This is a genomic window from Ruegeria sp. S263 (assembly GCF_056780525.1).
On sequence record NZ_CM165558.1, the window covers coordinates 401499 to 413467 of the forward strand.

The 11969-nt window shown below is 58.6% G+C and carries 14 protein-coding genes and 1 riboswitch; of the genes, 2 read left to right on the plus strand and 12 right to left on the minus strand.

Annotation, left to right across the window (positions count from 1 at the left end; translation table 11 throughout):
• Positions 1–62 precede the first annotated feature (62 nt).
• Genes dxs through ACT2B1_RS01970 form a run of 6 tightly spaced genes read right to left on the minus strand, consistent with a single transcriptional unit; the run spans position 63 to position 5303 of the window.
• Entirely contained in the window at positions 63–1991 is a 1929-nt protein-coding gene (dxs, locus tag ACT2B1_RS01945) for a 1-deoxy-D-xylulose-5-phosphate synthase (protein ID WP_171240246.1), read from the minus strand.
• Between the two features lie 16 nt (positions 1992–2007).
• Positions 2008–2874, minus strand: a complete 867-nt coding sequence (locus ACT2B1_RS01950; protein ID WP_171124238.1) for a polyprenyl synthetase family protein — start codon at positions 2872–2874, stop codon at positions 2008–2010.
• Positions 2875–3117, minus strand: coding sequence for an exodeoxyribonuclease VII small subunit (locus ACT2B1_RS01955; protein ID WP_171123978.1), 243 nt, complete (start codon positions 3115–3117; stop codon positions 2875–2877).
• Positions 3114–4040, minus strand: a complete 927-nt coding sequence (locus tag ACT2B1_RS01960; RefSeq protein WP_481668468.1) for a histone deacetylase family protein — start codon at positions 4038–4040, stop codon at positions 3114–3116. Before ACT2B1_RS01960 ends, ACT2B1_RS01955 begins: the two co-directional genes overlap by 4 nt.
• Before the next feature lie 52 nt (positions 4041–4092).
• Positions 4093–4794, minus strand: a complete 702-nt coding sequence (locus ACT2B1_RS01965; RefSeq protein ID WP_481668469.1) for a response regulator — start codon at positions 4792–4794, stop codon at positions 4093–4095.
• Entirely contained in the window at positions 4791–5303 is a 513-nt protein-coding gene (locus ACT2B1_RS01970; protein WP_171123984.1) for a MarR family winged helix-turn-helix transcriptional regulator, read from the minus strand. The genes ACT2B1_RS01965 and ACT2B1_RS01970 overlap by 4 nt, the downstream gene beginning before the upstream one ends.
• 160 nt (positions 5304–5463) lie before the next feature.
• Between ACT2B1_RS01970 and ACT2B1_RS01975 the strand changes: the two genes are divergently transcribed.
• Positions 5464–6330, plus strand: coding sequence for a branched-chain amino acid aminotransferase (locus ACT2B1_RS01975; RefSeq protein WP_171212054.1), 867 nt, complete (start codon positions 5464–5466; stop codon positions 6328–6330).
• A 237-nt stretch (positions 6331–6567) separates the two neighbouring features.
• On the opposite strand, the gene cobO is transcribed toward ACT2B1_RS01975, so the two are convergent.
• The 5 genes from cobO to ACT2B1_RS02000 all read right to left on the minus strand — a co-directional run bounded on the left by cobO (position 6568) and on the right by ACT2B1_RS02000 (position 10535).
• Positions 6568–7167, minus strand: a complete 600-nt coding sequence (gene cobO / locus ACT2B1_RS01980) for a cob(I)yrinic acid a,c-diamide adenosyltransferase (RefSeq protein ID WP_481668470.1) — start codon at positions 7165–7167, stop codon at positions 6568–6570.
• A gap of 58 nt (positions 7168–7225) precedes the next feature.
• A complete protein-coding gene (locus ACT2B1_RS01985) occupies positions 7226–8161 on the minus strand; it encodes a DMT family transporter (RefSeq protein WP_171240251.1) in 936 nt (311 codons plus the stop codon).
• 32 nt (positions 8162–8193) lie between these two features.
• A complete protein-coding gene (locus ACT2B1_RS01990; RefSeq protein WP_171240252.1) occupies positions 8194–8868 on the minus strand; it encodes an HD domain-containing protein in 675 nt (224 codons plus the stop codon).
• Positions 8852–9952: a chorismate synthase gene (aroC, locus tag ACT2B1_RS01995; RefSeq protein WP_481668471.1), complete on the minus strand. Its 1101-nt coding sequence runs from the start codon at positions 9950–9952 to the stop codon at positions 8852–8854. The genes ACT2B1_RS01990 and aroC overlap by 17 nt, the downstream gene beginning before the upstream one ends.
• 142 nt (positions 9953–10094) lie before the next feature.
• Complete coding sequence (locus ACT2B1_RS02000) at positions 10095–10535, minus strand: 6,7-dimethyl-8-ribityllumazine synthase (RefSeq protein WP_481668472.1); 441 nt, start codon at positions 10533–10535, stop codon at positions 10095–10097.
• 68 nt (positions 10536–10603) lie between these two features.
• Positions 10604–10754, minus strand: a riboswitch (FMN riboswitch).
• Between the two features lie 55 nt (positions 10755–10809).
• Here ACT2B1_RS02000 and ACT2B1_RS02005 point away from each other — a divergent pair.
• On the plus strand, positions 10810–11421 hold the full coding sequence (locus tag ACT2B1_RS02005; RefSeq protein WP_171123999.1) for an FMN-binding negative transcriptional regulator: 612 nt from the start codon (positions 10810–10812) through the stop codon (positions 11419–11421).
• 12 nt (positions 11422–11433) lie between these two features.
• Here the strand turns inward: ACT2B1_RS02005 and ACT2B1_RS02010 are convergent, their stop codons facing one another.
• Entirely contained in the window at positions 11434–11877 is a 444-nt protein-coding gene (locus tag ACT2B1_RS02010) for a c-type cytochrome (RefSeq protein ID WP_171240254.1), read from the minus strand.
• Positions 11878–11969: the final 92 nt, after the last annotated feature.

Genomic DNA, 11969 nt, shown 5'->3' on the forward strand with positions numbered 1-11969 from the left:
CCTCGCGGTTGAATTGAACCGGGGCCCGAAAGCTCCGGTTTTTGCTCTGCCGATTGGCCCGATTAGGCGCGCTTTTCACCGATTGTGGTGACGCCCAGCACCGAAAGCACCTTGGCTTCGATCTGTTCCGCGTTCATTCCCGCCACGGCATACATATCCGCCGGGCTTGCCTGATCAATGAAAATATCAGGCAGAACCATCGACCGATATTTCAGGCCGTGATCGAAGACGCCTTCGTCGGCCAGCAACTGCGCCACATGAGAGCCGAAACCGCCAATCGCACCCTCTTCGATGGTGATCAGCGCCTCGTGATTGGCCGCAAGGTCCAGGATAAGGTCACGGTCCAAAGGCTTGGCAAACCGGGCGTCCGCAATTGTCGGTGTGATCCCGCGCGCTGACAAAGCCTCAGCCGCTTTTTGCACTTCGGCCAATCGGGTGCCGAATGACAACAGCGCCACCCGCGCCCCTTTTTGGATCATACGTCCTTTGCCGATTTCCAGAACCTCGCCCCGTTCAGGCAGGTCAACCCCGACCCCTTCACCACGCGGATAGCGGAATGCGATTGGCCCGTCGTCATGAGCCGCTGCCGTGGCAACCATGTGCACCAGTTCGGCTTCGTCCGCGGCGGCCATGACCGTCATACCGGGAAGATTGGCGAGGTAGGCAATGTCGAATGACCCTGCATGGGTCGCCCCGTCTGCCCCTACAAGGCCCGCCCGGTCAATCGCGAACCGCACCGGAAGGCGCTGAATGGCCACGTCATGCACGACCTGGTCATAACCGCGCTGCAAAAAAGTCGAATACATCGCGCAGAAGGGCTTCATCCCGCCTGCAGCCAGCGCGGCAGCAAAGGTTACGCCGTGCTGTTCGGCTATCGCCACGTCAAAGCAGCGCGAGGGGTAGCGTTCGGCAAACAGGTTCAGGCCGGTTCCATCCGGCATCGCGGCAGTGACGGCAACGATCTTGTCGTCCCGCGCGGCCTCATCCACCAGCGTGTTGCCAAAGACCGAGGTATAAGACGGCGCGTTTGACGGTGCTTTCTTCTGTTTTCCGGTCACGACATCAAACTTGGCCGTTGCATGGCCCTTGTCGCGGGCTTGCTCTGCCGGAGCGTATCCCTTGCCCTTTTTGGTCAGCACATGGATCAGGATCGGGCCAGTCGCGCGCGCTTTGACCGTGCGTAGAACTGGCAGCAACTGGTCCATATCGTGACCATCAAGCGGGCCGATATAGGAAAACCCCAACTCCTCGAACAAGGTGCCGCCGACTGCCATGCCCTTGAGCATTTCCTTGGCTCGTTTCGCGCCCTCGCGGAAAGGCTCTGGCAGCAGAGAAACTGCACCTTTTGCCGCCGCTTTCAGATCGTGAAACGGAGCCTCGGCATAAATTCGGGACAGGTAATTGGACAGCGCGCCGACCGGGGGGGCGATGCTCATCTCGTTGTCGTTGAGGATCAGGATCAGGCGTTTCTTAAGGTGGCCCGCGTTGTTCATCGCCTCGAACGCCATGCCCGCCGACATCGAACCGTCGCCGATCACGGCGATCGCGTCGCCCAATCCTTCGGGCGTGACACCGCCCAGATCGCGCGCGACCGAGAACCCGAGTGCCGCACTGATCGAGGTCGAGCTATGCGCCGCGCCAAACGGGTCATATGGGCTTTCGCTGCGCTTGGTGAAGCCGCTCAACCCGTCTTTCATGCGCAAAGTACGGATGCGGTCGCGCCGTTCGGTCAGGATTTTATGCGGATAGCACTGATGCCCAACGTCCCAGATGATCTTGTCGCGCGGTGTATCGAACACGGCGTGCAGCGCTGTGGTCAGTTCCACCACACCCAGCCCTGCACCCAAATGCCCGCCCGTGACCGAAACGGCCGAGATCGTTTCCGCTCGCAGTTCATCCGCAACCTGACGTAGCTGCGCGTCCGAGAACTGCTTCAGGTCCGCGGGGCGGCTCACGAGGTCCAGCAAGGGCGTGTTCGGGCGATCTGACATTTGGCGCGTTCCTGGCTTAGCTGTCCCGGGCAATAACGAAGCGCGCGGCGTCCTTCAAGGTTTCCGCGGTTGACCCATAGCCTTCAAGTGCGTCGCAGGCCCGATCCACCAGCTCGGCCGCCCGGCTTTTGGCGGTATCCAGACCCAGCAGCGACACAAAAGTTGCCTTGCCTGCCTCTGTATCCTTTTGAAGACGCTTTCCGGCGATTGCCGCGTCTCCTTCAATATCCAAGATGTCGTCAGCGATCTGAAAAGCAAGTCCAAGATCCCGCGCGTATCGGCGCAGGGGTTCGGGATCCGCGCCAGCCAAACGCGCACCGGCGCAGGCCGACCATTCAATCAACGCACCGGTCTTGCCAGCCTGAAGCCGGGTAATCTGATCCAGCGATAATGGCGATTTCGCGGTTTCCGCAGCAATGTCAAGCGCCTGACCCAGCACCATGCCCTGCACACCGCTTGCCTTGGCCAAAGTCAGTACCAATTCTGCGCGAGCCTCGGCCGATCCGACCTCGGGTCGGGCGCACAGCTCAAATGCTAGCGTCTGCAATGCATCCCCGGCCAAAACCGCCGTTCCCTCATCCCATTTCACATGGACCGTCGGACGCCCCCGGCGCAGATCATCGTCATCCATGCAAGGTAGATCATCGTGAACCAGCGAATAGGCGTGCAGCGTTTCTATCCCCGTTGCGGGCCAAATGGCCTGCGCCGGGTCCACACCGTGCAGCCGCGCGCTTTCCAGAACAAGAAATCCACGCAGCCTCTTGCCGCCTTCGGTGGCATACGCCATCGCATGGGTCACATCCAGATCATCCAGCCCGCCCAGAACCAGATCGAACTGCTTCTGAATCCGCGCGGCATCCCGTGCCAGAATGTCCTGAAACATTTACAGGCCTTCGACAGGAGTCGTCCCGGTTGGTTGACCGTCCGCATCCAGCGTGATCGCGGCCACCTTTTCTTCAGCCCGCTTCAATTCGTCCTCGCAGCGCTTTTTCAAGGCGGCACCGCGCTCATACAGGGCAATGGACTGATCCAACGCCACATCGCCTCGTTCAAGTTGACCAACAACGGCCTCAAGCTCTTTCATCGCTTGCTCAAATGTCATCTGATCTACAGGGGTATCGGTCATCGGGCTGCCTTCATCAATTCTTCCACATGGGCACGTGTGGCCTCGGCCAGTGCGTTCAGATCATACCCGCCTTCCAGAGTCGAGACGATACGCCCGTTACAACACTCATCAGCGATCTTGCACAGCTCGGCCGTGATCCACGCAAAATCGCTGGTCGACCAGTTAAGCTCTGCCAAAGGATCATCCTGATGCGCATCGAAACCCGCCGAGATGATGATCAGTTCTGGCTTGAATGCCCGTAGCCGCGGGAAGGCTTGGGCTTCGTAGGCTGCGCGCATCTCTGCTCCGCCGGACCGAGGCGGCAGCGGAATATTCAAAACCGTATCGTAGGCTCCGGTTTCATCAGGACGTCCCGTACCGGGCCACAACGGCATCTGCTGGCTGGTTATGACCAAAGCACGCGCCTCATCCCACAGTAAGTCCTGCGTGCCATTTCCGTGGTGCACATCGAAATCTACCACTGCCACGCGTTTCAACCTGTGGTGATCCAGCGCATGTTTGGCAGCCAGCGCCGCATTGCCGAACAGACAAAACCCCATCGCCGTCTCGGACTCGGCGTGGTGCCCCGGCGGACGGATTGCGCAAAATGCATTCGGAGAGTCACCGCCCAGAACAAGGTCGACCGCCCGAACGACAGCACCCGCTGCACGATACGCCGCATCCACCGATCCCGGAGACATGAAAGTGTCGCCGTCAATCTGCCTGTATCCTTCAGTCGGGCGGCTGCTGCGGATACTCCGTATGTGGCTTTCGGGGTGAATGCGCAGCAGGTCATCATCCGCGGCAAGCGGAGACGTCCTTCGGTCCAAATCCAGCGATTCCAGCGCATGAAGAACATGCTCAAGCCGCGCGACCCGTTCGGGATGTCCGTCCGGGGTCATATGTTCAAGGCAATCCGCGTGGGTCAAAAGAGCAGTCTTCATCAGGCTAAAAATATCCTCGCCGAAGGCATAAAATCGCCGCGCAGCGGCAAAATCAATCCGGGGCCAACATATAACCCGCCCCACGGACTGTCTGCAGATAGCGGGGTTGCTTTGGGTCCTGTTCGATCTTGCGTCGCAGACGTGTGATCTGAACATCCACCGCGCGTTCCTGTGCCTGCCCCTTGTCGCGGCCCAGATCTTCGACCAGCTTGGCGCGGCTTATGGGTTCTCCGGGCTGCGCCGAGAAAATCTTCATCAACTGGCTTTCGGTTGCGGTCAGACGAACTGGGTCTTCGCCCTGCCACATCTCTCCGCGCTCCACGTCGTACCGGATCGGCCCAAGGATCAGGATTTTGCTTGCCGTTTCCTGTGCATGTGTTTCGGGCATCCGCCGCAAAATTGCGTTGATGCGCAACAACAGCTCCTTCGGCTCGAACGGTTTGGCCAGATAGTCGTCGGCCCCGGCCTCAAGCCCCGCAATCCGGTGTTCGGTTTCACCGCGCGCCGTCAACAGCAGGATCGGGGTTGCGTGTGTCTCTCGCAGCGCCTTGGTCAGGCTGACGCCGTCTTCTCCGGGCATCATGACATCCAGAACGATCATGTCGAAATCCAGGCCTGACAAGACCCGCCTCGCATGGGCGGCGTTCCGCGCGGCTGTGACAAGAAAACCGTTCCGCATCAAAAACTTCTTGAGCAGATCACGAATGCGCTCGTCATCGTCAACAATCAGCAGATGGGCGTCCATATCGCTCATGAGGTGGTATCCCGCAGTTTCTTATAGGCATGACGCATATCAGCATCCATCATCGCTTCAAGCACTTTGCGAAAACCTGAAACGGCCTCGGGGCCGGCGTCCTTATAGGCGGCGCGCATCCGTACGCGTTGGGCTTCGGACAATCTGGCCTCCAGCTCCTCTCCCTTATCGGTTAAGAATAGGTGTCTTTCACGTTTGTCCACTGTTCCAACGCGACTTTCCACCAGGCCGTCGTCAATCAGGGTGCGCAGGACGCGGTTCAAGGACTGTTTGGTAACACCGAGAATCGCCAGCAGGTTATTTACGGTCGTCCCCGGTGCTCGGTTGATAAAGTGGATGGCCCGGTGATGCGCGCGGCCATAGGCCAGCTCTGACAGGATGCGGTCCGGGTCCGCTGTGAATCCGCGATAGGCGAAGAACATGGCTTCGATACCCTGCCGCAGTTGTTCATCCGTCAGAAACAACAGGCTTTCACCGCCAAAGACCTGGGCGGGACGGGTGTCGGACATATCATGCCTCATTGGTTACTCAAGGCCGAGTTTATGTCAGCGTTATTGACATTCCAAGAGTGGACAGGTATCGAATCGCAGTTTTTGCGCAACATTATGTCCGCTTCGGACTTAATTAGCGCAATAATTGAAAAACCAAGCCCGATTCAGGAGGTTGCGCATGGCGGGGTATGACGATCGTGACGGTGTCATCTGGTTGGATGGTGAACTGGTGCCATGGCGCGATGCCAAGGTCCACATCCTGACACATGCAATGCACTACGCCTCGTCCGTCTTTGAAGGTGAGCGTGCCTATAACGGTAAGATTTTCAAAAGCCGTGAGCATTCGGAACGTCTGATCGCCTCGGCCGAGGCGCTGGATATCCCGATGCCGTATACGGTCGATCAGATCGAAGCCGCAAAGGAAGAGGCGTTGAAAGCCAGCGGGTTGCAGGACGCCTATATCCGGGCGCTGGTCTGGCGCGGGTCAGGTGATGACATGGGCGTGGCATCGGCCAAGAACCCAGTACGTATGGCCGTGGCTGTGTGGCCATGGGGGGCATATTACGGCGATGCCAAGATGCAGGGTGCCAAGCTGGATATCGCTGAATGGAAACGCCCCAGCCCCGAAACCATCCCGGTTCACGCCAAGGCTGCGGGTCTGTACATGATCTGCACCATCTCCAAGCACAAGGCCGAGGCCAAGGGCTGTTCGGACGCACTGTTCATGGATTACCGGGGCTATGTCGCCGAAGCGACCGGTGCCAACGTGTTTTTCGTCAAAGATGGCGAGGTTCACACACCGTTGGCCGATTGCTTCCTGAACGGCATCACTCGTCAGACCGTGATCCAGATGCTGAAAGACAAGGGCATCAAGGTTCACGAACGCCACATCATGCCCGAAGAGATGGCTGATTTTGAACAATGCTGGCTGACGGGCACAGCCGCCGAGGTCACCCCGGTTGGTCAGATCGGCGACTACACGTTCGAAGTCGGTGATATCACGCGTGAGATTGCACAGGATTACGAGTCGCTTGTACGCGCGTGATCTGAAAAACCTGAAAGAACCAAAACCCTCGCTACTGCGGGGGTTTTTCTTTGCCCACGGTTAGAGGTCTGGTGCAGATCGCCCCTTTGGTTGGGCGGTGTTGCAAGTGAGCGTTCGATCAATTCGCTCTGATGCTGAACTGTGGTTCGTCACGCTGAACCCCAAGCCCAAAGCGATCTGATCGAAACCTTGCATTCCCCCGGGCAGTGGTCGGGGGCTGCAATGCGGTTCTAATCCTCAGAAATCCACGCCGCGCTGGGCTTTTATCCCAGCTTGGAACGGGTGTTTTTCTTCGGTCATTTCCGTCACCAGATCGGCATAGTCGCGCAGGGCTTGCGGTGCGTCCCGGCCAGTCAGAAATACGCTGGTCTTGTCTGATCGCGAGTTCAGCCCATCAATCACTTGCTCGACTGACAAATATTCATACCGCAAGGCGATGTTGATTTCGTCCAGAACCACAAGGTCATAGTCACCGCTGGCCATCAGCGCCCGTGCCTTGTCAAACGCGGCATTGGCAGCAGCGATGTCGCGTTCACGATCTTGCGTATCCCAGGTAAAGCCCTCACCCATTGTGTGCCATGTCACCAAATCGCGCTCTTCAAAAAAGCGACGCTCGCCGGTTTTCCACTTTCCCTTGATAAATTGCACCACGGCGACTTTCTGACCCCATCCGAGCGCGCGGATGACAACTCCGAAGGCGGCAGATGACTTGCCTTTGCCTTTGCCTGTGTTGATCAGCACCAAGCCGCGCCCGGGATCGACGGCCTCGGACACCTTTTTGCGGTGCTTTGCCTGCACCTTTTGCATCTTTTCCTTGTGATCTTCTGCGTCGCTCATCTTGGGACCCTTATTTGGTGTTGGCCCCAAATTAGGTGAAGTTCTAAAAAGGTAAAGATCAGGCTTTGGGATCTGTCGCCTGACGCGCCTTTTCGCGTCCAATCCCAAGTTGGCGCTCGCGCAAGATGACAACCACATTACCGGCGATCACAAGTGCGGCCCCGCCCAGCATTACCAGCGTCGGCAGTTCATCGAACCAGATATACCCGATCAATACGGCAAATAGCATCGTGGTATAGTCATAGGGCGCAAGCATTGAGGCCTGTCCGAACTTGTAGGACGTGGTCACCAGAATCTGCGCGACCCCGCCGGTTAGGCCCATAACGACCAGTATTAGAGTCTGTTCCAGCGTTGGCATCGTCCACCCCCAAAAGGCGGTTAACGCAGACAGAAGGGTAGCCGTCAGCGAGAAATAGAAGACGACTGCCGCAGGATGGTCCACTTGAACTAATTGTCGGATATGTATTTGCACAAAGGCCCGCGCCATGGTCGACGCCAACACGCACAGCGCCCCGATTGTGGCGGCCGTGTCCATGTTGTTGCCGCCCAGACGCGGCCAGATCATGATCAGAACCCCCAGCAGTCCCAAAGCCACGGCGCCGATACGGATCATGCGAATGCGTTCCCCCAGCATGATTGCAGCCAGAATCAGGGTGAAGATCGGCGTGGCGTAGCCAATGGCTGTAACTTCGGGCAAAGGCAGCAGACTGAGGCCGGTAAAGGTCAGCCCCATGGCGCTGGTGCCCAAAACACCGCGCCAGAAGTGGCCCATGGGCTTTTTTACCACAAGGCCTTGCGAAAGCTCTCCGCGCCAGGCCAGCCAGCCTATGATGACCGGCACGGCAAAGAGCGAGCGAAAAAACACCATTTCTCCGGGTGGGAAGGTGTCAGACAAGGCTTTGACCAGGGCCTGCATCGACGTGAACAGAACCAGGGCGCTGAGTTTCAGCGCCACAGCCAGAAGTGGTTTGTTTGACGTTAGGGGGTCAGCCATCGGCGCGACCCTGCGCCTTTGGCGGGCAAAGATCAACGTGTGGAATTTAGTTGCGACCAGTCCGACGGAAGCGGATGGCCGATTTCCTCGGCGAATTCGGTCAGGAAGCGGATCATACGTTCGGCCCGTTTTCGGGCAAGGGCCTTGCCGCGTTTCGTCAGCATATCTGCCGGAAGTTTCAGTAACTTGACCTTCCAGTGGTCGACCGAGAAATGCAGATCATCCAGTGACCGGGATTCTGCAAATGGATCTGCCGGATCGTAGAGTGACCGCCCCAACGCGCCTGAAACCGAGAAGTTGCGCGCAACACCGATGGCCCCCAGCGCATCCAGCCTGTCGGCGTCGCGCAGAATACAGGCTTCTGCGGTTTCAGGGGGGATATTTGCGGAAAAACTATGGGCTGCAATGGCGTGTCGCGTGGCTTTGATTTCCTCGGGCGTATAGCCGAAATTGTCCAGTATAGGCTCTGATTCTTCAGCGGACCGACGGGACGCAAGGTGGCGATCCGGGTCGTTCTTGGGCAGGTTGACCAGATCGTGCAAATAGCTGGCCGCCAGCAGGACGCGCATATTGGTTGTTTCGTCCGAAATGGCCTGCGCGTTCACCCAGACACGGTCCAGATGCGCCAGATCATGCGCCGGGTCGGTCTCCATGCGTTGCACGACAATGCCGCGCAACCGGTGGCGCAGATCAGCCGATATGTCCACGGTTCTCGCCAATCTGACCGCGATGCAGAAGTAAATGGTCCAGGATCACGCAGGCCATCATCGCCTCGCCCACAGGCACCGCACGGATGCCGACACAGGGGTCGTGGCGGCCCTTGGTGATGATTTCGGTCTCTTCGCCCGACTTGGTGATCGTCTTGCGCGTGGTCAGGATCGACGAAGTGGGTTTGACTGCAAACCGCACCACGATGTCCTGCCCGGTCGAGATGCCGCCCAATATGCCGCCCGCGTGGTTTGAACTGTATTGCGGGCCGTTCTGACCCATGAAGATCTCATCGGCATTGGCCTCACCCGTCAGTTCGGCGGCGGCCATACCCTCGCCGATCTCGACCCCTTTGACGGCGTTGATCGACATCATCGCGGCGGCCAGATCAGTGTCTAACTTGGCATAAACCGGTGCGCCGATCCCAGCGGGAACGCCGCGCGCCACCACCTCGACAATTGCACCGACCGAGTTGCCGGACTTGCGCAGATCGTCCAGATAGGCTGCCCAATCGTCAGCAGCTTGGGCATCGGGGGTCCAGAACGGGTTCTGTTCAATCTGCGACCAGTCGAAATTGGTACGGTCGATTTTGTGCGGGCCGATCTGGGTCATGTAGCCGGTGATCTGCACGTTGGGCGCGATCTGTTTGATCGCCTCGCGCGCCAGCCCTCCGGCCGCGACCCGCGATGCGGTTTCGCGAGCCGAGCTGCGCCCACCGCCGCGATAGTCGCGGATGCCGTATTTCTGCCAATAGGTGATATCGGCGTGACCCGGACGGAACTTGTCCATGATGTCGCCGTAGTCCTTGGAGCGTTGATCGGTATTCTCGATCATCAACTGTACGGGCGTTCCAGTGGTTTGGCCTTCGAACACGCCGGACAGGATTTTCACTTGATCCGGCTCGCGCCTTTGCGTGGTGAATTTGTTCTGCCCCGGCTTCCGCTTGTCCAGCCAGTGCTGGATAATAGTTTCGTCAATGGTGACCCCGGGAGGGCACCCGTCCACTGTCGCCCCCAATGCGGGGCCATGGCTTTCACCCCAGGTGGTGACGCGGAAGAGGTGTCCAAAGCTGTTCATCGACATGGGGCGTGCTCCTTTTAGGGTTGTGATTAGCGGGGAGAGCCTTGGGCCTCAAGCGGATTTGCGTTTGGAGCGCGGGGAGGGGGCGCTGCCCCCATCGCGGCAAGCCGCGATTCCCCCGAAGTATTTTTGAACAGAAGAAGGGTCAGGCCGGTTCTAAAAGTGCAGCGCGGGTTTTACTGATTTTGAGCGCGGCTTGCGCTGCCTCGCGGCCCTTTTCCACGAAATGCGCGCGGTAGATCGCATTATGGTGGTCGGTTTCCTGATATTGGTGCGGCGTCAGCGAGACTGACAGGACAGGAACGCCCGTGTCCAGCCCGGCGCGCATGAGGCCGTCGACTGCGGCTTGCGCCACGAAGTCGTGTCGGTAGATACCGCCATCCACCACGAAAGCGGCGCAGGCGATGGCGGCATATTTGCCGGTTTGGGCCAGGTCGCGGGCCAGCAACGGCATCTCGAACGCGCCGGGCACGTCGAAGACGTCAATCTGATCAGCGGGGATAAGCTGTTGGAATCCTTCCAGCGCTTGATCGACAATATCGGAATGCCAGTTGGCTTTGACGAAAGCATAGCGGGTGTGTGTCATTGTGATCTCCTTCGTAAACAGACACGTCACCCAAGGCGATCACGAGCAGCCGCGCCAATTGGCGCGCTGCACGTTCTCTTCCATCCGGACTGTAACCGTCGGCTCTGGTTTCTCACCAGATCTGCTTGTCACCCCGAAGATTCCGGGGCCGCTCGCGGGCTTACGGGTCATGGCCCGCATACCGCCGGTGGGGAATTCCGCCCCGCCCTGAGAACGAGGCAAACCTTGCCAAGGACCAAGCGAATCTGCAAGTCGTTCCGTCAGGAGAGATGCCATGCACCCAAATCCGGCTTTCCGCGCCGAAGACCGTACCCGCCACATCAACTTTGCCCGTGACCGGGCCTTTGGGGTTTTGGCGCTGTCCACTGATGACGCACCCCTGATCAGCCATGTGCCGTTTTTGCTGAGTTCCGATGGTTCAATGGTCGAACTGCATTTGGTGCGGTCGAATCCGATCCTGCGCACCCTAACCGCCCCGCGCGCTGGGCGTATCGCGGTATCCGGGCCGGATGGGTATATTTCTCCGGATTGGTACGGTCTGGCAGATCAGGTTCCTACATGGAACTATGTCGCCGTGCATCTGACTGGGCGGATTGAAAAGCGCCCTCAGGCCGAGTTGCGGGGTCTTTTGGACCGACAATCGGCCTTTTATGAAGAGCGGCTTTTACCCAAGCCCGCATGGACCGCTGACAAGATGTCGCCCGATGCGCTGGATCGCATGCTAAGGATGATCGTGCCCTGCCGGATGTATGTCGACGATATTCAGGGAACCTGGAAGCTGAACCAGAACAAACCCGACGAGGCGCGCGAAGCGGCGGCTGAACGGGTTGAAGGCGGGCTCGGCGTCGAGTTGGGATGGCTGGCCACGCTGATGCGCGACGCGTGACCAGACCAGGGGTTAGTTGGAGAAAGTCGCGAGATAGGCCGCGATATCTTCAGCACCTTCCTTCAGCTTGATGCTCATGTTGGGGCGCGCTTTTTCGTCGTTCAGGAAATCCTGAATGAAACCGATCGGGTCTTTGGAGTAGGCTGCGATGTTCTCTTCGGTCCAGATCAAGCCTTCCTGACCAGATCGGATCATGTCATCGGTGAAAAGACCAACGGGTAGCCGTTCGCTTCCGTTCAGGTAATCGTTCTCGGTTCCTGCTGCCCGGCCGACAACGCCATAGAGATTCGGCCCCGTGATGCCACCTTTGACCAGAACTTCGCCGCCCTTGATTATCGCGTGACAGGACGAACAGCGAAAATAGAGTGTCTCGCCCCGCGCCGGGTCACCGGCAGCTAAGGCCTGAGTCGACGCAAGCAGCGCAAAGGTCAGAATGGGTACAGATAGGTTTGGCATGAAAGGCGTCCTGTTAACGGTGGCTTTTCCCTGCGCCTTTATGCATTCGCGTTAAAAGTGCAATCGAAATGATGCGTTTCAAGGATTTTGAG